The organism is Streptacidiphilus sp. MAP12-20 (genome assembly GCF_041262525.1).
Lineage (GTDB): Bacteria > Actinomycetota > Actinomycetes > Streptomycetales > Streptomycetaceae > Streptacidiphilus.
Genome location: NZ_JBGCCK010000018.1, coordinates 134372 through 152821, shown reverse-complemented (window position 1 = coordinate 152821; position 18450 = coordinate 134372). Strand labels below are relative to the sequence as shown.

General features: G+C 71.4%; 19 protein-coding genes. 15 read left to right on the top strand and 4 right to left on the bottom strand.

Going from position 1 to position 18450, the window contains the following annotated elements:
- Window positions 1-210: 210 nt before the first annotated feature.
- Complete coding sequence (locus ABIA32_RS24030; RefSeq protein ID WP_370099087.1) at window positions 211-1068, bottom strand: 3-hydroxybutyryl-CoA dehydrogenase; 858 nt, start codon at window positions 1066-1068, stop codon at window positions 211-213.
- Between the two features lie 161 nt (window positions 1069-1229).
- On the opposite strand from ABIA32_RS24030, the gene ABIA32_RS24025 reads away from it, so the two are divergent.
- On the top strand, window positions 1230-2057 hold the full coding sequence (locus ABIA32_RS24025) for an SDR family NAD(P)-dependent oxidoreductase (RefSeq protein WP_370099084.1): 828 nt from the start codon (window positions 1230-1232) through the stop codon (window positions 2055-2057).
- 17 nt (window positions 2058-2074) lie between these two features.
- On the opposite strand, the gene ABIA32_RS24020 is transcribed toward ABIA32_RS24025, so the two are convergent.
- Window positions 2075-2572, bottom strand: coding sequence for a peptidylprolyl isomerase (locus ABIA32_RS24020; protein WP_370099082.1), 498 nt, complete (start codon window positions 2570-2572; stop codon window positions 2075-2077).
- Window positions 2573-2709: 137 nt separating this feature from the next.
- On the opposite strand from ABIA32_RS24020, the gene argC reads away from it, so the two are divergent.
- The 6 genes from argC to ABIA32_RS23990 are packed head-to-tail and all read left to right on the top strand — an operon-like array spanning window position 2710 to window position 7878.
- Entirely contained in the window at window positions 2710-3774 is a 1065-nt protein-coding gene (gene argC / locus ABIA32_RS24015) for an N-acetyl-gamma-glutamyl-phosphate reductase (RefSeq protein ID WP_370099080.1), read from the top strand.
- Window positions 3775-3818: 44 nt separating this feature from the next.
- On the top strand, window positions 3819-4970 hold the full coding sequence (gene argJ / locus ABIA32_RS24010; protein ID WP_370099107.1) for a bifunctional glutamate N-acetyltransferase/amino-acid acetyltransferase ArgJ: 1152 nt from the start codon (window positions 3819-3821) through the stop codon (window positions 4968-4970).
- A gap of 36 nt (window positions 4971-5006) precedes the next feature.
- Window positions 5007-5951 carry an acetylglutamate kinase gene (gene argB, locus ABIA32_RS24005; protein WP_370099077.1) on the top strand — a complete coding sequence of 315 codons (945 nt, stop codon included), beginning with the start codon at window positions 5007-5009 and terminating at the stop codon, window positions 5949-5951.
- Window positions 5948-7129 (top strand): acetylornithine transaminase, encoded by a 1182-nt coding sequence (locus ABIA32_RS24000; protein WP_370099074.1) that lies wholly within the window; start codon window positions 5948-5950, stop codon window positions 7127-7129. Before argB ends, ABIA32_RS24000 begins: the two co-directional genes overlap by 4 nt.
- Before the next feature lie 14 nt (window positions 7130-7143).
- On the top strand, window positions 7144-7674 hold the full coding sequence (locus ABIA32_RS23995) for an arginine repressor (RefSeq protein ID WP_370099072.1): 531 nt from the start codon (window positions 7144-7146) through the stop codon (window positions 7672-7674).
- A 48-nt stretch (window positions 7675-7722) separates the two neighbouring features.
- Window positions 7723-7878, top strand: a complete 156-nt coding sequence (locus ABIA32_RS23990; protein ID WP_370099069.1) for a hypothetical protein — start codon at window positions 7723-7725, stop codon at window positions 7876-7878.
- Between the two features lie 50 nt (window positions 7879-7928).
- Here ABIA32_RS23990 and ABIA32_RS23985 read toward each other — a convergent pair whose 3' ends face one another.
- Window positions 7929-8408 carry an Lrp/AsnC family transcriptional regulator gene (locus ABIA32_RS23985; protein ID WP_370099067.1) on the bottom strand — a complete coding sequence of 160 codons (480 nt, stop codon included), beginning with the start codon at window positions 8406-8408 and terminating at the stop codon, window positions 7929-7931.
- A 131-nt stretch (window positions 8409-8539) separates the two neighbouring features.
- Here ABIA32_RS23985 and ABIA32_RS23980 point away from each other — a divergent pair, with 131 nt between their 5' ends.
- The 4 genes from ABIA32_RS23980 (at window position 8540) to ABIA32_RS23965 (ending at window position 12854) form a co-directional block, all read left to right on the top strand.
- Window positions 8540-9709: a PLP-dependent aspartate aminotransferase family protein gene (locus ABIA32_RS23980; protein ID WP_370099064.1), complete on the top strand. Its 1170-nt coding sequence runs from the start codon at window positions 8540-8542 to the stop codon at window positions 9707-9709.
- A 246-nt stretch (window positions 9710-9955) separates the two neighbouring features.
- A complete protein-coding gene (gene argH / locus ABIA32_RS23975; RefSeq protein ID WP_370099062.1) occupies window positions 9956-11380 on the top strand; it encodes an argininosuccinate lyase in 1425 nt (474 codons plus the stop codon).
- 155 nt (window positions 11381-11535) lie between these two features.
- Entirely contained in the window at window positions 11536-12099 is a 564-nt protein-coding gene (locus tag ABIA32_RS23970; protein WP_370099059.1) for a SigE family RNA polymerase sigma factor, read from the top strand.
- Complete coding sequence (locus ABIA32_RS23965) at window positions 12096-12854, top strand: hypothetical protein (RefSeq protein ID WP_370099057.1); 759 nt, start codon at window positions 12096-12098, stop codon at window positions 12852-12854. The genes ABIA32_RS23970 and ABIA32_RS23965 overlap by 4 nt, the downstream gene beginning before the upstream one ends.
- 78 nt (window positions 12855-12932) lie before the next feature.
- On the opposite strand, the gene ABIA32_RS23960 is transcribed toward ABIA32_RS23965, so the two are convergent.
- Entirely contained in the window at window positions 12933-13679 is a 747-nt protein-coding gene (locus ABIA32_RS23960; RefSeq protein WP_370099054.1) for a lysophospholipid acyltransferase family protein, read from the bottom strand.
- A 206-nt stretch (window positions 13680-13885) separates the two neighbouring features.
- On the opposite strand from ABIA32_RS23960, the gene ABIA32_RS23955 reads away from it, so the two are divergent.
- The 4 genes from ABIA32_RS23955 to ABIA32_RS23940 all read left to right on the top strand — a co-directional run bounded on the left by ABIA32_RS23955 (window position 13886) and on the right by ABIA32_RS23940 (window position 18425).
- On the top strand, window positions 13886-14164 hold the full coding sequence (locus ABIA32_RS23955) for an RNA polymerase sigma factor (protein WP_370099051.1): 279 nt from the start codon (window positions 13886-13888) through the stop codon (window positions 14162-14164).
- 239 nt (window positions 14165-14403) lie between these two features.
- Window positions 14404-15489: an ABC transporter substrate-binding protein gene (locus tag ABIA32_RS23950; protein ID WP_370099048.1), complete on the top strand. Its 1086-nt coding sequence runs from the start codon at window positions 14404-14406 to the stop codon at window positions 15487-15489.
- Between the two features lie 3 nt (window positions 15490-15492).
- Window positions 15493-17271 carry an ABC transporter permease gene (locus ABIA32_RS23945; protein WP_370099045.1) on the top strand — a complete coding sequence of 593 codons (1779 nt, stop codon included), beginning with the start codon at window positions 15493-15495 and terminating at the stop codon, window positions 17269-17271.
- Window positions 17268-18425 carry an ABC transporter ATP-binding protein gene (locus tag ABIA32_RS23940; RefSeq protein WP_370099042.1) on the top strand — a complete coding sequence of 386 codons (1158 nt, stop codon included), beginning with the start codon at window positions 17268-17270 and terminating at the stop codon, window positions 18423-18425. Before ABIA32_RS23945 ends, ABIA32_RS23940 begins: the two co-directional genes overlap by 4 nt.
- The last annotated feature ends 25 nt before the right edge of the window (window positions 18426-18450 follow it).

Here is an 18450-nt window from a genome sequence, read left to right as displayed (position 1 = left end):
TCGGAACGCGCCAAGGCGGCACGACGTCGGCCAGACGGCCACCAACCCGATTTTCACCCGGTCAGGGTCTGCCCGTAAGGGCTTCGGCTTGCTGATCCCCGGTGCGCCCTACGCGCCCAACGGCCCCGCACTCCCGCTACCGGGAGTGCGGGGCCGCGCCGTTGCCGCAGCCACTTTGCCGTCCCCATCGCCGCGAGCCGGTGAGCGGTATCAGTACTGGTAGAAGCCGCGTCCGGACTTGCGGCCCAGCAGGCCCGCGTCGACCATGCGCTGGAGCAGCGGCGGAGCCGCGTAGAGCTGCTCCTTGTACTCCCAGTACATCGAGTCCGCGATCGAGACGATCGTGTCCAGGCCGATCAGGTCGCACAGGCGCAGCGGGCCCATGGGGTGGGCGCAGCCGGCTTCCATGCCCTTGTCGATGTCCTCCGCCGTCGCGATGCCCGACTCGAACATGCGGACCGCAGAGAGCAGGTACGGCACGAGCAGGGCGTTGACGACGAAGCCGGCGCGGTCGCGGGCGCGGATCGGGTCCTTGCCGAGGGCCTCGCGGGTGAACGCTTCCGCGCGGGCGACCGTCTCGGCGGAGGTGGTCAGGGTCGGGATGATCTCGACCAGCTTCTGGACCGGCGCCGGGTTGAAGAAGTGGATGCCCAGGACCTGCTCCGGCCGGCTGGTCGCGGAGGCCAGCTTCACGATCGGGATGGAGGAGGTGTTCGACGCCAGGATCGCGTCGCGGCGCTCGACCACGCGGTCCAGGGTCTCGAAGATGGCGACCTTGATGTCCTCGCGCTCGGCCACCGCCTCGACGGTGAGGTCGCGGTCGGCGAAGTCGGCCAGCTCTGTCGTGAAGGAGATTCGCGACAGCGCCGCGTCCCGGTCCTCCACGCTCAGCTTGCCGCGCTTGACGGCGGTGTCGAAGGACGTGGTGATCCGCGTGCGGCCCAGCTCAAGGGCCTCGCCGCTCGCCTCGGAGACCTTGACGTCCAGCCCCGAGCGCGCGAAGACCTCCGCGATGCCCGACCCCATCAGGCCGCAGCCCACCACTCCAACTCGCGCGATGTCGCTCACGTGTGGCTTCCCCAGTTTCCTCGAACAGTGCGTTCAGTCCATTGCAGTTCATTGCAACGGCCCGACGTTACTCCCTGCCCGTCCGCGTGTCCGTCGCCGGACCTGCCAGGAGCGGATCAGGATGGGCTGGTCGAACACGTCAAACGGGAGGGAGACCGGTCGTGGGTCTGCGCAGTCTTCAAGGTCGTTCGGCGCTGGTCACCGGCGCCGGGCGGGGTATCGGTAGGGAGATCGCCCTCGGGCTGGCCGAGGAGGGGATGAATCTCGGGCTACTGGGCCGCCATCGCGACCCGCTCACCGAGACGCTGCGCTCCTGTGCCCGCCACGGTGTGAAATGCATCGCGCTCGCCGCCGACGTCTCGCACCCCGGCCAGGTGAAGTCCGCCGTCACCAGCATGCAGCGCGATCTCGGCCGGATCGATCTGCTGGTCAACAACGCCGGCCAGGTCGACCGCGCCGAGGTGCCGCTCTGGGAGGCGGACCAGAACCAGTGGTGGCAGGTCATGGAGACCAACCTGCGCGGGCCGTTCAACCTGCTGCGCTCCGTGCTGCCCGGCATGGTCGAGCGCGGCGCGGGCCGGGTGGTGAATCTGAACTCGGGCTTCGCGCTGCGCCCCGAGGGTCGGTACACCGCCTACGCGACCTCCAAGGCGGCGCTGCGGCGGCTGAGCGACAACATTGCCGAGTCGCTGCGGCCCCACGGCGTCACCGTCCTGGACATCAGTCCGGGGGCGGTCGCGACCGAGATGACGGCGAGCATGCCGATGTTCGCGGACATGGTCCACTGGGGCAGCATCCCGTACCTGGTCAGCACGGTTGTGGACGCCGCCCGTGGGCGCTTCGACGCGCTCCACGGGCGGTTCCTCCACCTCGGTCAGGACGACCTCGAGGCGCTGCTGCGCGACGCGGAACGGATCCGCGGGCTGGACGCCCGCACGCTCCGGCTGCGCACCTACGGCGACGAGGATCCCCTGGCCAAGTACGTGTAAGGCGTGGTTGAAAGGACTCAGCCCTCGACGACGCCGGAGTCGCGGATCACGATCTTGGCGCGGGTCGCGCCGCTGTTCGAGCCGAGCGACTCGATGCGCTGCACCAGCTCCGAGCCCTCGACGACCTCGCCGAAGACGACGTGCTTGCCGTCCAGCCAGGGGGTGACCACGGTCGTGATGAAGAACTGGGAGCCGTTCGTGTTCCGCCCGGCGTTGGCCATGGAGAGCAGGAACGGGCGGTCGTGCTTGAGCGTGAAGTTCTCGTCGGCGAACTTCTCGCCGTAGATGGACTTGCCACCGGTGCCGTTGCCGGCGGTGAAGTCGCCACCCTGGAGCATGAACTGCGGGATCACCCGGTGGAAGGCCGAACCGGCGTAGCCGAAGCCCTTCTCGCCGGTCGCGAGGGCGCGGAAATTCTCTGCGGTCTTGGGAACCACCTCGTCGAACAGGTTGAACGCGATCCGGCCCGCGTCCTCGCCGTCAATGCTGATGTCGAAGAAAACCTTGGTCGTCATGCGGACATCTTGACATCTACCCCTCACCGTCGCGCGAATCGAGGCCCCTCGCCCGGCCGATCCCCATGCCTGATTGCATGAATGTGCCGAGCTCCGTATAGTTATCCCCATATCGAGGAGGGGACGGAGGAGACACGGTGGCAGCTCAGGCGCAGGAGACTCCCAAGGCGACATCGACGTTCCGCGCGGCGGTCGCGGGGGCCAGCGGGTACGCCGGGGGCGAGGTGCTGCGCCTGCTGCTCGCGCATCCCGCGATCGAGATCGGCGCACTCACCGGCGGCTCCAACGCCGGCACCAGCCTGGGCGAGCTCCAGCCGCACCTGTGGCCGCTGGCGGACCGAGTGCTGGAGCCGACGACGGCGGAGACCCTCGCCGGGCACGACGTCGTCTTCCTCGGTCTGCCGCACGGCCAGTCCGCCGCCGTCGCCGAGCAGCTCGGCCCGGACGTCCTGGTCGTCGACTGCGGCGCGGACTTCCGCCTGCACAATGCCGCCGACTGGGAGAAGTTCTACGGCTCCCCGCACGCCGGCACCTGGCCCTACGGCCTGCCCGAACTGCCCGGCAACCGCAAGGCGCTCGAGGGCGCCAAGCGCATCGCCGTCCCCGGCTGCTACCCGACCGCCGTCTCGCTCGCGCTCTTCCCCGCCTACGCGGCGGGGCTCGCCGAGCCCGAGGCGATCGTCGTCGCCGCCTCCGGCACCAGCGGCGCGGGCAAGGCGCCCAAGACCAACCTGCTGGGCAGCGAGGTCATGGGCTCGATGAGCCCCTACGGCGTCGGCGGCGTGCACCGCCACACGCCCGAGATGACGCAGAACCTCTCCGCCGTCGCAGGCGAGCATGTCGCCGTCTCCTTCACGCCGACCCTCGCGCCGATGTCCCGAGGCATCCTCGCCACCTGCAGCGTCAAGGCCAAGCCGGGCACGACGCCCGCGCAGGTCCGCGCCGCCTACGCGGCCGCGCTCGACGGTGAGCCCTTCGTCCACCTGCTGCCCGAGGGGCAGTGGCCCGCCACCGCCTCCGTGCAGGGGTCCAACAACGCGCTGATCCAGGTCACCCTCGACGAGTCGGTCGGCCGGATCATCGCCATCAGCGCCATCGACAACCTGGCCAAGGGCACCGCAGGCGGTGCCGTCCAGAGCATGAACATCGCCCTCGGCCTGCCCGAGGAGCTCGGCCTTCCGCAGACAGGAGTCGCACCGTGAGCCAGAACCCCGCAGCCACCGCCGGTATCGCAGGCACCGCCGGCATCGGAGTCACGGCGGCGCGCGGCTTCCGCGCCAGCGGTGTCACCGCCGGGATCAAGGCCTCCGGCACGCCCGACCTCGCGCTCGTCGTCAACGAGGGTCCGTCGCTGGCCGCCGCCGGCGTCTTCACCTCCAACCGGGTCAAGGCCGCGCCGGTGCACTGGTCGGAGCAGGTCGTCAAGGGCGGCACGGTCAGCGCCGTGATCCTCAACTCCGGTGGCGCCAACGCCTGCACCGGCCCGCTCGGCTTCCAGGACACCCACGCCACCGCCGAGAAGGTCGCCGAGGTGCTCGGCCTGAACGCGGGCGAGGTCGCCGTCGCCTCCACCGGCCTGATCGGCGTCCGCCTGCCGATGGACAAGCTGCTGCCCGGCGTCGAGACGGCAGCCGCGGCCCTCAGCGCTGACGGCGGCGAGGCCGCCGCGATCGCGATCAAGACCACCGACACCGTCCACAAGACCTCCGTCGCCCACGGCAGCGGCTGGACCGTCGGCGGCATGGCCAAGGGCGCCGGCATGCTGGCCCCCGGCCTGGCCACGATGCTCGTCGTCCTCACCACCGACGCGCTGGTCGAGGCCCCCGAGCTGGACGCGGTGCTGCGCGGCGCGACCACGAAGACCTTCGACCGGATCGACTCCGACGGCTGCATGTCCACCAACGACACCGTGCTGCTGCTCGCCTCCGGCGCCAGCGGCATCGTGCCCGACGCCGACGAGTTCGCCGCAGCCGTCCGCGAGGTCTCCGCCGACCTGGCCCGCCAGCTGATCGGCGACGCCGAGGGCGCGAGCAAGGACATCCGCATCGACATCGTCAACGCCACGAGCGAGGCCGAGGCCGTCGACGTGGCGCGCACCATCGCCCGCAACAACCTGCTCAAGTGCGCCATCCACGGCGAGGACCCCAACTGGGGCCGCGTCCTGTCCGCCATCGGCACCACCGCCGCCGCCTTCGACCCCGACCAGCTCGACGTCGCCATCAACGGCGTCTGGGTCTGCCAGAACGGCAGCGTGGGGGAGGACCGCGACCTGGTGACTATGAAGGACCGCGAGGTCGTCATCACCGCCGACCTCAAGGCGGGCACCGCCGCCGCGACCGTCTGGACCAACGACCTGACCGCCGACTACGTCCACGAGAACAGCGCCTACTCCAGCTGATCCGGCTGCCCACCCACAGCGAAGACTGGACCCGTCGTGCAGATCGCACCCAAGGGCGAACAGGCCCGCAACAACACCGCCCTGCCCAAGGCGTTGACCCTCGTCGAGGCGCTGCCGTGGCTGGAGCGCTTCCACGGCAAGACCGTGGTCATCAAGTTCGGCGGCAACGCCATGGTCGACGAGTCGCTCAAGGCGGCCTTCGCCCAGGACGTCGTCTTCCTCCGCTACGCCGGGCTGCGCCCAGTGGTCGTGCACGGCGGCGGCCCGCAGATCAGCGCCCAACTCGCCAAGCTGGGCCTGGAGTCGACCTTCACCAACGGCCTGCGGGTGACCACGCCGGAGACCATGGACGTGGTCCGCATGGTGCTGGCCGGGCAGGTCCAGCGCGAGCTGGTCGGGCTGCTCAACGAGCACGGCCCCTTCGCGGTCGGCATGACCGGCGAGGACGCGCACACCATGACCGCGGTCAAGCGCTACGCCGAGGTCGACGGCGAGCAGGTCGACATCGGCCTGGTCGGCGACATCGCCCACGTCGAGGCGGGCGCGGTCAAGGCGCTGATCGAGGACGGGCGGATCCCGGTCATCTCCTCCGTGGCCCGGGGCGCGGACGGCCACGTCTACAACGTCAACGCCGACACCGCGGCCAGCGCGATGGCCGTCGCGCTCAAGGCCGAGATGCTGGTCGTGCTCACCGACGTCGAGGGCCTCTACGCCGACTGGCCGAACTCGGACGACGTGATCAGCCAGCTCAGCACGAGCGAGCTGGAGAAGCTGCTGCCGACGCTGGCCAGCGGCATGCTGCCGAAGATGGAGGGCTGCCTGCGCGCCGTCCGTGAGGGCGTCGGCACCGCGCGCGTGCTCGACGGCCGCGTCCAGCACAGCCTGCTGCTGGAGATCTTCACCGACGAGGGCATCGGCACCATGGTCGTGCCCGACACGAATGACATCGATCAGACCATTATCGCTGGGGGACTGGCATGACCGGCAACGCTGACCTGACGAGCCGTTGGCAGCACGCGCTGATGGACAATTTCGGCACCCCGCGCATCCCGCTGGTCCGCGGTGAGGGCGTGCACGTCTGGGACGCCGACGGCAAGCGCTACACCGACTTCCTCGGCGGTATCGCGGTCAACTCGCTCGGCCACGCGCACCCGGCGATCGTCGCGGCCGTGTCGCAGCAGATCGGCACGCTCGGCCACGTCTCCAACCTCTTCGTCGCGGAGCCCACGGTCCGCCTCGCGGAGCGGCTGATCGGCTACGACGGGCGCGAGGGCGGCCGGGTCTACTTCTCCAACTCCGGCGCCGAGGCCAACGAGGCGGCCTTCAAGCTGAGTCGGCTGACCGGCCGGACCCACCTGGTCTCCGCCGTCGGCGCCTTCCACGGCCGGACCATGGGCGCCCTCTCGCTCACCGCCCAGCCGAGGAAGCAGGACGGCTTCCACCCGCTGCCGGGCCACGTCTCGAACGTCCCCTACGGCGACATCGACGCGCTGCGCGCAGCAGTCACGGAGGAGACCGCCGCCGTCTTCCTGGAGCCGATCCAGGGCGAGAACGGCGTCGTCGTGCCGCCGGCCGACTACCTGCTCGCGGCCAGGGAGATCACCCGGGCGACCGGGACGCTGCTGGTCCTGGACGAGATCCAGACCGGCATCGGCCGCTGCGGCCACTGGTTCGCGCACCAGGCCTTCGAGGGCGTCGAGCCGGACGTGGTCACCCTCGCCAAGGGCCTCGGGGGCGGTCTGCCGATCGGCGCGACCCTCGCCTTCGGCGAGGCGGCGACCCTGTTCAAGCCCGGCCACCACGGCAGCACCTTCTCCGGCAACCCGGTCGTCTGCGCGGCGGCCAACGCCGTGCTCGACACCATCGAGCAGGAGGGGCTGCTGGACCAGGTCACGAAGGTGGGCGAGCGGCTGCGCAGCGGCATCGTCGCGCTCGGCGATCCCCTGATCGACTACGTGCGGGGCGCGGGCCTGCTGCTCGGCGTGGTCCTCACCCGTCCGGTCGCGGCCGAGGTCCAAGCATCGCTGCAGCGGGCGGGCTTCCTGGTCAACGCCGCCACCCCGGACACGATCCGGCTCGCACCGCCGCTCATCCTGACCGAGCGTGACGTGGATGCCCTGCTCGCCGTGCTCCCGGGTGTGCTCCGCTCGATCAAGTAAGGAACAATTGCTCCATGACCGAACCCCATCGCGACGCGTCGACGGCGGCCCAGCTGCCGCAGACGCGGACAGCGCGGCACCGACGGATCGTGGAGCTGCTGACCCGTCAGCCCGTCCGCTCGCAGAGCCAGCTGGCCAAGCTGCTCGCGGACGACGGGCTGATGGTCACTCAGGCGACCCTTTCGCGGGACCTGGACGAGCTGGGCGCGGTCAAGATCCGCAACTCCGACGGGGCGCTCATCTACGCCGTCCCCGCAGAGGGCGGCGACCGCACGCCGCTGGCCCCGATGGGCGAGTCCGCCAGCGAGGGCCGGATGGCCAGGCTCGCCGCCGAACTGCTGGTCTCGGCGACAGCCTCGGGCAACCTGGTGGTGCTGCGCACGCCGCCTGGCGCGGCCCAGTTCCTCGCGTCGGCGATCGACCAGTCGGGCGTCGAGGAGATCATCGGCACCATCGCGGGCGACGACACCGTCCTCATCATCAGCCGCGACCCGGCCGGCGGCCAGGATCTGGCGGCGTATCTGCTGCGGCTGGCCCAGTCCTGAGATCGTGGAGTGTCCGCGCCGTGACCTGAGCGGCGGACACTCGCTCGTATGCGCTCGTGGGCGGCACAGCCGGGCACGACGGCCGGTCTGGTCGTCCTGGTGGTCAACGACCACCTGCTGAAGCAGACCTGGCCCGGCCTGGTGACCGGCAAGCTGAGCGACTTCGCCGGTCCGCCGCAGGCGCCGCTGCCACCGCCGTCGTAGGAGCCGGAGTTGACGTCACGCGGCCATGGTGAGCGGACCGGCCTCAGCTCTCAAGGGGCAACCTGGCCCCGCATGTGACCGAAGATCAGGCTCGTCTCGGTGTGCGCCACCGCCGGGTGCGCCGTGAGGTGGTCCACGACGAAGTCCCGCAGCGCGTCGGTGTCGGCGACGGCGATGTGGAGCAGGTAGTCGTCCGCGCCTGCGAGGTGGTAGGACGCCAGCACACCCGGCAGGCGAGGGATCTCGGCGGTGAAGCTGGAGATCCGCTCCTTGGTGTGAGCGTGCAGCCGGACCGCGATCATCGCCTGGATGCCGAGCCCGAGCGCCGCCGGGTCGACGTCGGCGTGGTAGCCGCGGATCACGCCGCGTTCGCGCAGCGCGCGCATCCGGGCGAGGCAGGTGGAGGGGGCGATGCCGACCGCCTCGGCGATCGCGTTGTTGGGCATCCGGGCGTCCTCGGCCAGCAGGCGCAGGATCGCGCGGTCGACGGGGGCCAGCTCGGGCTGCGGATTCTTCGGCACGGAACCCATGGTGCGGCTCGGATCCGAAGAAGTACACAGCTGGACGGCTCTACCGCGAATCTTCTTCGGAACTGTAGCCGTTGGATCAGCAAATCTTCATCCTGGGACCGTCCGAGCCCTCAACGAGGAGGCCCAGCCCCATGCCGTCCGCCGACACCCGACCCGACACCCGAGCCGTCCACGCCGGCCGCGCCGACCTGCGCGCGATGGGCGTGCACGTCCCGCCGATCGACCTGTCGACCACCAACCCGCTGCCCGGCGTGGAGCTCGGCGGAGACAGCTACGAGTCGCTGGCCACCGGCGGGCTGATCCCGGAGGGCGGCAGCGCGGTCTACCAGCGGCTGTGGAACCCGACGACGGCGCGGTTCGAGCAGGCGCTCGCGGAGCTGGAGGGGGCCGAGCAGGCGGTCGCGTTCAGCTCCGGCATGGCCGCACTCACCGCCTGCCTGCTCGCGGCGCGCGCGGAGGGACGCGGCCACGTCGTCGCCGTCCGACCCCTCTACGGCGGCACCGACCACCTGCTCGCCACCGGCCTGCTCGGCACCGAGGTCAGCTGGGCGACGGCCGAGGAAGTCGACGGCGCGATCCGTCCGGACACCGGCCTGGTCGTCGTCGAGACCCCGGCCAACCCGACGCTCGAACTGATCGATCTGGCCGCGCTGGCCGCGCGCTGCGGCGACGTCCCGCTGCTGGTCGACAACACCTTCGCCACGCCGGTGCTGCAGCAGCCGATCCGCCACGGCGCGACCATCGTCGTGCACAGCGCGACGAAGTACCTCGGTGGCCACGGGGACGTGCTGGCCGGCGTCGTCGCGACCAACGCGGAGTGGGCGCAGAAGCTCCGCCCGGTGCGCGCGGTCACCGGCGGCATCCTGCACCCGCTCGCCGCGTACCTGCTCCACCGCGGCCTGCAGACGCTGCCGCTCCGGGTCCGCCACCAGAGCGGCAGCGCGGGCAAGCTCGCCATCTGGCTGGCCGAGCAGCCCGCGGTCGAACGCGTCTACTACCCCGGCCTGCCGGACTGCGACCCGCTGGGCCTGGTCGGCCGCCAGATGTCCGGGCCCGGCTCGGTCCTGACCTTCTCCCTGCGCGACGGCTTCGCCGCAGCGGCCTCGGCGGCGGAGCGCTGCGAGCTGATCACCCACGCGGTCTCCCTCGGCGGCGTCGACACCCTCATCCAGCACCCTGCCTCCCTCACCCACCGCCCGGTCGCTCCGGAGGCACGCCCGCACCCGTCGCTGCTGCGGATCTCGGTCGGCCTGGAGGACGTCGAGGACCTCTGCGAGGACCTGACCCGCGCCCTCGCCTGATCAGGCCTGACCGGACGGGTCCCCGCCCTGCGCCAGGCGCAGCTCCGGCTCGCCCCGAGGTCGGACCCTCCCCGAGCTCGGCCGGAGGGCGAGTGCGTCGAGGGGGCAGGTGGGTTCGCGCGGCGGTCGGCGTGGCTTTGAGTTTCATACGGGCTAGTGCATACTTATGCCTAGCGCCGTATGGCCCTGCCGCCGTACGCGCACGCTTGCCTGCCGCACAGTGAGTGAATGGAGACAGCCGTGACCGTGGCTAAGAACGAAGACGTCCGGCTCTGGGGCGCGCGCTTCGCCGACGGTCCGTCCGAGGCGCTCGCCGCGCTCTCGGCCAGCGTGCACTTCGACTGGCGGCTCGCGCCCTACGACATCGCGGGTTCCAAGGCCCACGCCAAGGTCCTGCACCGGGCCGGGCTGCTGACCAACGACGAGCTCGCCCGGATGCTGCAGGGCCTGACCGACCTCCTCGCCGACGTCGAGTCCGGCGCCTTGACCGGCACCGTCGCCGACGAGGACGTGCACTCCGCGCTCGAGCGCGGGCTGCTCGGGCTGCTCGGCCCCGAGCTCGGCGGCAAGCTGCGCGCCGGCCGGTCCCGCAACGACCAGATCGCCACGCTCGGCAAGATGTACCTGCGCGACCACGCGCGGATCATCGGCGGCCTGATCCTCGACCTGCAGCAGGCGCTGGTCGGCCTCGCCGAGGCCCACCCGGGCGTGGCGATGCCCGGCCGTACCCACCTGCAGCACGCGCAGCCGGTCCTCTTCGCCCACCACGTGCTCGCTCACGTCCAGGCACTGAGCCGGGACGCGGAGCGGCTGCGCCAGTGGGACACCCGGACCGCCGTCTCGGCCTACGGCTCGGGCGCTCTCGCGGGCTCCTCGCTCGGCCTGGACCCGCAGTACGTCGCGGCGGAGCTCGGGTTCGAGGGCGGTTCGGCGGCTAACTCCATCGACGGCACCGCCTCGCGCGACTACGTGGCGGAGTTCGCCTTCATCACCGCGATGATCGGCATCAACCTCTCCCGCATCGCGGAGGAGGTGATCATCTGGAACACCAAGGAGTTCGGCTTCATCACGCTGCACGACGCCTTCTCCACGGGCTCCTCGATCATGCCGCAGAAGAAGAACCCGGACATCGCCGAGCTCGCCCGCGGCAAGTCGGGCCGCCTGATCGGCAACCTGACCGGCCTGCTGGCGACGCTCAAGGCGCTGCCGCTGGCCTACAACCGGGACCTCCAGGAGGACAAGGAGCCCGTCTTCGACTCCTGCGACACGCTCGAGGTGCTGCTCCCGGCCTTCACCGGGATGATGGCCACGCTCACCGTCCACGAGGAGCGCCTGGAGGAGCTGGCCCCGGCCGGGTTCTCCCTCGCCACGGACATTGCCGAGTGGCTCGTCAAGCGCGGCACCCCGTTCCGCGTCGCGCACGAGGTCGCGGGCGCCTGCGTCAAGTTCTGCGAGCCGCGCGGCCTGGAGCTGAACGATCTGACGGACGAGCAGTTCGCCGAGATCAGCCCCACGTTGACGCCTGAGGTGCGCGAGGTCCTCTCCGTCCACGGCGCGATCGCCTCCCGCAACGGCCGCGGCGGCACCGCTCCGGCCGCGGTGGCGGTCCAGCTCGCCGAGGTCAAGGCGAACCTGACGCTCCAGCAGGAGTGGCTCTCCGCCAAGCGCTGAACCAGTCCTGACGCCGCGGGGCGCCGCACGCAGAGAAGATGCGTGCGGCGCCCCGCTGTCTCCTCCTCGCGTGCAACCCCGGTGGCTCCCGCGTGGTGAAGAGGGAGAGAGCCGTGGCTGACGCGGTTCCACGGCGTACGGGGGGAGGGCGGTGCGTGGTGGCGACGATGGCGGTCGCGGGGGAGGGCGACACCTGGCCAGGGCTGGCAGAGGTCGACTTCGATGCCTTCGTGGCGGCGCGCTGGCAGCGCCTGACGCGTACCGCCTTCCTGCTGACGGGTGATCACCACGAGGCCGAGGACCTGGTGCAGGCCACTCTCGCGAAGGCGTACCCGCACTGGGCCAGGATCAGGCGGCTGGACTCGCCCGACGCCTATCTGCACCGGGCCATGGTGAACAACAGCTTCAGTCGGCACCGCATTCGGCGCGCCCGGCAGCTGTTGATGCCCTGGGTGCCCGAGCGCCCGCAGCAGTCCGCCACGGCCCAGGTCGAGCAGCGCTCCGTGCTGCTCCAGGCACTGGACGAACTGCCGCCCCGGCAGCGGGCGGTGGTCGTGCTGCGGTACTGGGAGGACCTGAGCGAGCAGCAGGTCGCCGAGGTCCTCGGGTGTTCCACCGGAAACGTCAAGAGCCAGGCGAGCAGAGGCCTGGCCAAGCTCCGTGGCCATCCGGCGCTCGCCGGGTACGCGGCGTCGGGATCGACGGAGGCAGACCGATGAGCGGGGAGGACGAGGACATGGTGCGACGCGCACTGGAGGACGAGGCGATGGGGTACCAACCATCCGACTGGGCGGGAAAGGTCGCGGCGGTGCACGACCGGAGTACGCGGCGTCGTCGTGGCGTCCGTGGGGCGGTCGCGGTGACGCTGGCGGTGGGGGCGACGGCCGCGACGGCCGTGGGCGTGGCGCTGGCGAGTTCGCCCGGCGGCGCGCAGGCGGGGCACGCGGCCGCGCAGGGGCCTGCGCACGCGTGGTCGGCGCCGGCTCAGCCGGGGGCGCAGCCGTCGACCTCGCCCACGAAGGCGGCCGAGGCCCGCCACCCGGCAGTGCGCGTGGTCCCGGCGGGCAAGGACCTGAACTTCGGTCACCAGATCTGGATGAAGCTGACGGCAGGGGAGCGCTGCGAGGGCCTCGGCCCGGACTCGACGCGCGCCTACAGCTGCAAGAGCGTCACGGACGGGAACCAGCCGCAGGGCACGGTGGGCGCCCAGAGCGAGGGGAACCGCTCGGGCACGCTCTACTCGCCGCTGTACATCGGTCCCGGCGACGTGGCCGCGATGACGATCGAGATCGACGGGAAACCGTACGACGCGACGGTGGTGAAGCTGGCTGGTCACCCCGGCTACGCGACCGCGTACCTGTGGGTGCCGGGGGTGCAGGTCATGCCCTCACCCGGCCACTTCTCGAGCGAGCGGATCAAGGTCTACGACGCCCACGGCAAGCTGCTGGCCAGCATGGTGCCGCCCGGCGCCTAGACGCGCGTCTCCAGGCGTCGGTCCTCGGGGTCGAAGGGCTGCGGCAAGCTGATGGCCGCAGCCCACTCACGGCCCGGGTCAGGCCGCACGGTCCATCCGGGTCGTCGCCGCACTGTCCTTCGACGCGTCCTTCGCCGCCTTGGCGGCAAGCAGCTTCGCCTTGGTGGCGTAGATGTCGACGTACTCCTGACCCGACAGGGCCAGGATCGCCGAGACGATCTCGTCGGTCACCGCGCGCAGCACGAAGCGGTCCCGCTGCATGCCCTCGTAGCGCTCGAAGGTGAGCGGCGTGCCGAAGTGGATCTCCGGGCGGGCGCGGAACGGCCTGCGCCAGCGCATGCTGCCGTTGGCCTGCACCTCGTCCGTGTGCACCAGACCCACCGGGATCACCGGCGCGCCGCTCGCCAGCGCGAGGTGCGCGACGCCGGTGCGGCCCCGGTGCAGCCGCCCGTCGGGGGAGCGGGTGCCCTCCGGGTAGATGCCGAAGAGCCGACCCGCCTTCAACTGCGCCATGCCCGTGTCGATCGCGGCCATCGAGGCCCGCCCGCCACTGCGGTCGACCGGGACCGCGCCGACGCCCGTGAAGAACCACGCCATCAGTCGGCCCTTGGGGCCCGTGCCGGTGAAGTACTCCTCCTTGGCCACGTAGTGCACCTGCCGCGGAGCGGCGAGGGGGAGGAAGACGGAGTCGCAGAAGGAGAGGTGGTTCGGCGCGATGATGGCGGGACCGTCGAGGGGAACGTTCTCCAGCCCGGTGATCCGCGGCCGGTAGAGCGTGCGGACCAGTGGGCCGACAATGATCCTCTTGAGCGTCCAGTAAAACACCGTGCCTCCGTCGTCTTGGCGCTGGCGCGAGCGGGATGCGTGGATCCTAGTCGGGTTCTGTTACCGCCTGGTACACAGGGCGGAGTGGCCCCGGTTACATTCTGTTGATGCCTTGATTGCAATCGGGTGTTCCGGGGTTACGCCCGATCAGGTGGTCCGGTCGGCGCGCCGCAGCCGGGGACGCGGCGCGCGGCGTCCCCGAGGGCATGAACCAGACGCGCCACGAGATCCCCTCCGGCCTCCGACTGCCGCGCCCTGCGCCCTGTCCGGAGACCCTGTTGCTCGAGCGGGAGCGCACGGCGGAGCTGCGCGCCGCCGTGGCACGTCTTCCCGCCCGGTGCGCGACCCTTCTCGGCGCGCTGCTCGACGAGCCACCCACGGACTACGCCGAGCTCGCCGCGCGCCTCCACATGCCACGCGGCAGCCTCGGCCCCACCCGCTCCCGCTGCCTCTCCTGCCTGCGCCGCCGGCTCGCGCCGGGCTGAGCCGCGCCGGGCTGAGCCGCCCCGGGCCGCGCTGGACATCCTGGACGGCGGCCCGCGGTCCTCAGGGACATCGGTTAGCCTCCCGGAACGGTCTGTGCCGACATCGCCGGATGCGTCCCCGCTCCGGGATCCCATGTTCGGACGGTGTTCATCTCCCGGTGACCGGTGGCGAGCGCTCCGTTTGCTCCGTTGCACGACGGTTCTAACCGTTGTTACATTTCACTTGTGCTGGAGCGAACATGTCTCTTCGAACGATGGTCGGCGCGCACAGACGGCTCGTCGGCAGCGCCGCGGCAGCGGGTCTGGTGATGGCAGCAGTGTCCGCGTGCGGCGGGGCGAGTCAGGCCGCGTCGTCGGCCGGCGGCAGCGCGGCCGCCACCGGTGCGCCGGTGCCGTTGGTGGTCTACTCGGCCCAGGGCTACGACAAGGCGGTCACCGACGCCTTCCAGAAGGCGACCGGGATCCCGACGAAGCTCGTCGACGACAGCACCGGCCCGCTGCTGGCCCGAGTCCAGGCCGAGCGGGCCAACCCGCAGTGGGGCGTGCTGTGGGTGGACGGTGACGAGGCGTTCGCCTCGATGGACAAGGCCGGGATGCTGCTCACGGGCTACGAGCCGAGCGCGCAGCTGAACGCCGCCGGGCAGGCGGTCGTGCCTCAGGACAAGAGCTACATCCCCACCGGCCTCACCGTCACCGCCGCTCTGGTCTACGACGCGAGCAAGACGCCGAACCCGCCGACCAGTTGGCAGGAACTCCTCTCGCCGGCGTGGAAGGGCGCGATCGGCATGAACAACCCGGCCGTGTCCGGTCCCACGTACCCGTTCGTCGCCGGCATGTTCAACCAGCTCGGCGGAGACAGCCAGGGCCAGTCGTTCTACAGCTCCCTCAAGGGCAACGGTCTGCACGTGTTCCAGACCAACGACGACACCCTTCACGCGCTGCAGACCGGTCAGATCAAGGTCGGTCTGATCCAGAGCTCGGCGGGCGTCGCGGCGGGCATCAAGGACAAGAACATCAAGACCGCCTACCTGCCGAAGGTGACCTCGCTGCCCAGCGTCATGGGCATCGACGCGAAGGCGCCCGCCCAGGTCCAGGCGGAGGCCAAGCGGTTCGCCGAGTTCGTGCTCAGCACGCAGGGCCAGCAGGTGATGCTCACCGGGGACCGCCACGGCGACTCCCTGTTCTGGCCGATCGTCCAGGGGGTCAACCCCGACCCGGAGCTGCCCGCGCTGGCGTCCGTGCCGACCCAGGCGATCGACCCGTATGTGTGGGGCCCGAAGGAGGGCACCATCAACACCTGGTTCACGAACACGATCGCCCACTGATCCATGATCGACACATCTCTCACCCCCGGGCCGCGCGCCACGCGCGGGGCCCGGGCCTCCCGGACCCGCGCGGACGACCTGCGGCGCCGCGCTGTGGGTCTGGTGCGCACGCTCCCCTGGATCGGGTTCGCCGCCGTCCTGTTGCTGCCGGTCGGCGGGTTCCTGCTGGTCGCGGTCAGCCCGCGGCTGCTCGGACAGGGCGACGCGTGGTTCACCTGGTCGCCGTTCCAGCAGGTGCTCAGCGGGTGGACCGCCCGCGCGCTCGTCGACACCCTGCTGGTCGGTCTGGGGTCGGCGCTGCTGGCCACTGTCGTCGCGCTGGCGCTGGCCTGGCTCACCGAACGCACCACGCTCGCGGGGAGGGGGCTGTGGCGGCTGCTCCTGTGGGCGCTGCTGCTGGCCCCGTCCTACCTGGAGTCGCTCGGGTGGACCTGGCTCGTCGAACCGCAGGGCGTGCTGTCGCGCGTGCTGGGCCAGGACCCGGCCGCGCTGCGCGCCCTGGTCTTCGGGCCGGCCGGGGTGATCTGGGTACTGGCCTCCCGCGGCGTGCCGTTCGCCTACCTGGCGGTGTCCGCCCTGCTTCGGGGCATGGGCCGCGAGTTCGAGGACGCCGCGCGCACCCACGGGACCGGGCGGCTGGGGACCTTCCGCCTGCTGCTGCCCATCCTCGCGCCAGGCTTGTGGGCGGCACTCGCGATCGTGTTCGCCGAGTCCATCAGTGACTTCGGCGTCGCCGCGACCCTCGCGTCCCAGGGCAGCTTCCCGCTGCTCACCGGTGCGATGGAGCAGGCGATCGGCACCTTCCCAGCCGACTTCCCGCTCGCCTCGGCGATGGGCTGGCTCCTGCTCACCCTGGTCGCCCTCGCGCTGCTCGCGCAGCGGCGCTCGATGCGCGGCCGAAGCTTCCAGATCCTCTCCGGGCGCACCCGTCCCGCTCGGCGTACGCGCCTCGGCCGCCGCGGCCAACTCGCCGCGCTGACCGGCGTCGGAGGCTTCTTCCTGCTCGCCCTCGGAGTACCGGCCTTCGGCGCCGCCGCCGCGTCCCTGCTGCCGTCGGGTGGGAAGGTCAGCTCGGCCGCACTGGGGCTCGACAACTTCCGTCACGTGCTGCACTCCACCGAGATGGTGTCCGCCCTCGGCTACTCCGCCCGCCTCGCCGCGATCACGGCGTGCGCGGCCGTCGTGCTGGGCGCGGTCGCCGGCCGGGCGCTGGCCCGCAGCAGCGGCGGTCGTGCCGGTCGCGTCCTCGACATGCTGCTGCTCGCCGCCATCGCGCTGCCCAGCGTGCTGCTCGCCAGCGGATACATCTTCACCTACAACCTGCCGATCGCCTCCGACCTCGGCATCGACCTGTACGGCACCACCACGCTGTTGGTGCTGGGCTATCTGGCCGGCGCCCTTCCTTCGGCCGCCCGCCTGCTGTCGGGTTCGCTCGGGCAGGTCAGCGACCAACTGCTGTGGGCGGCCCGCACCCACGGGCGACCCGCCGCCTCCGCCTGGACGGGCGCCGTGCTGCCGCTCGTCGCGGGCTCCCTGGTGTGGGCCTGGCTGATCGCCTTCTGCGGCACCCTGCTGGAACTCCCGATCTCCCAACTCCTCGCCCCGCCGGGCCAGGAGCCCTTGTCCGTCGCCATCACGCACCAGCTCCAGGGCTACGACCTCGGCGCCGGCGCGGCGATGACCGTCCTGGTCGTCGCCGCGACCGTGGTGTTGATCGCTCTCGCCCTGGGAGCCCTGCGGCTCCTGCTCCCCGCAGCCCGCCGCATGGAGGCCGTGGCATGACCGACCAACTGACCGTCGAGCGACTGAGCAAGTCCTTCGGCTCCACCCGCGTGCTGGAGGAGGTCTCCTTCACCGTGCGCCCAGGTCGCTTCCTCGTGCTGCTCGGGCCCTCCGGCTCCGGTAAGACCACGCTGCTGCGCTGCCTCGCCGGGATCGAGCGCGCCGACGGCGGCGCCATCTCCTTCGGCGCGCAGGCTTTCGCCGACGGCCGGGCCCACCTGGCCCCGGACCGGCGTGACCTGGCGATGGTCTTCCAGGACTACGCCCTGTGGCCGCACATGACCGCAGCCGGCAATGTCGCCTACGCGCTGCGCCGACGCAGGCCGGGCCGCACCGAATCGGACCGGCGGGTCGCCGAAGTGCTCGAGCGGGTCGGCCTGTCCGATCATGCCGACCGCTTTCCGCACCAGCTCTCCGGCGGGCAGCAGCAGCGGGTCGCGCTCGCCCGTGCCCTGGTCGCGCGCCCGGGACTGCTCCTGTTCGACGAGCCGTTGTCCAACCTGGACGCGGACCTGCGCGAACGGCTGCGCGTGGAGATCTCCACGCTGACCCGTGACAGCGGCGCCACCGCCGTCTACATCACCCACGACCAGGCGGAGGCCTTCGCCCTCGCCGACGAGGTCGGGGTGCTGGAGGCCGGCCGCCTCGTCCAGCTCGCCACGCCCGAGGCCGTCTACCAGCGGCCCGCGACGCCCTTCGTCGCCCGCTTCACCGGCCTGGCCGGTGAACTGTCCGGGACCGCCGACGGTCCGGCCCACCTGAACAGGGTGCTGGTGCGAACGGACGCGGGCTCCTTCCTCGTCGCACCCGCCGGTCCCCTCAGCGACGGAACCGGCGTCGACGTCCTCATCCGCCCGGCCGCCGTCACCATCGCACGCGACCGTGACGCCGTCGACGACGCGCGCGAAACCCTGTCGGGGACGGTCGCCGACACGGCCTACCGCGGCCGGGGCTACGACCATGTCGTCGAACTGTCCGGTGGGGCACGTCTGACTGGCGTCTTCGACCGGCAGCCTCACCCACGCGGCACCCGCGTCCGGGTCACCCTCGACCCGGACGGCTGCTTCGCCTACCCCGCCTCCCCCGCCTCGCCGACGCAGATCGACGGCGAGTCCACCTCACAGCTCAACCGCACACCAGTGGAGATCCCATGACCATCCGTCACCGCTCGAACCCGCA

What these genes read in the sequence shown, in the direction of transcription:
- ABIA32_RS23980 (WP_370099064.1), top strand. Translation starts at nt 8,540, where the DNA reads ATGCCGTCCGCCGACACCCGACCCGACACCCGAGCCGTCCACGCCGGC.
- ABIA32_RS23955 (WP_370099051.1), top strand. Translation starts at nt 13,886, where the DNA reads ATGAACCAGACGCGCCACGAGATCCCCTCCGGCCTCCGACTGCCGCGC.
- ABIA32_RS23965 (WP_370099057.1), top strand. Translation starts at nt 12,096, where the DNA reads ATGAGCGGGGAGGACGAGGACATGGTGCGACGCGCACTGGAGGACGAG.
- ABIA32_RS23940 (WP_370099042.1), top strand. Translation starts at nt 17,268, where the DNA reads ATGACCGACCAACTGACCGTCGAGCGACTGAGCAAGTCCTTCGGCTCC.
- ABIA32_RS23995 (WP_370099072.1), top strand. Translation starts at nt 7,144, where the DNA reads ATGACCGAACCCCATCGCGACGCGTCGACGGCGGCCCAGCTGCCGCAG.
- ABIA32_RS23990 (WP_370099069.1), top strand. Translation starts at nt 7,723, where the DNA reads ATGCGCTCGTGGGCGGCACAGCCGGGCACGACGGCCGGTCTGGTCGTC.
- ABIA32_RS23985 (WP_370099067.1), bottom strand. Translation starts at nt 8,408, where the DNA reads ATGGGTTCCGTGCCGAAGAATCCGCAGCCCGAGCTGGCCCCCGTCGAC.
- ABIA32_RS24000 (WP_370099074.1), top strand. Translation starts at nt 5,948, where the DNA reads ATGACCGGCAACGCTGACCTGACGAGCCGTTGGCAGCACGCGCTGATG.
- ABIA32_RS23945 (WP_370099045.1), top strand. Translation starts at nt 15,493, where the DNA reads ATGATCGACACATCTCTCACCCCCGGGCCGCGCGCCACGCGCGGGGCC.
- ABIA32_RS24020 (WP_370099082.1), bottom strand. Translation starts at nt 2,572, where the DNA reads ATGACGACCAAGGTTTTCTTCGACATCAGCATTGACGGCGAGGACGCG.
- ABIA32_RS23950 (WP_370099048.1), top strand. Translation starts at nt 14,404, where the DNA reads ATGTCTCTTCGAACGATGGTCGGCGCGCACAGACGGCTCGTCGGCAGC.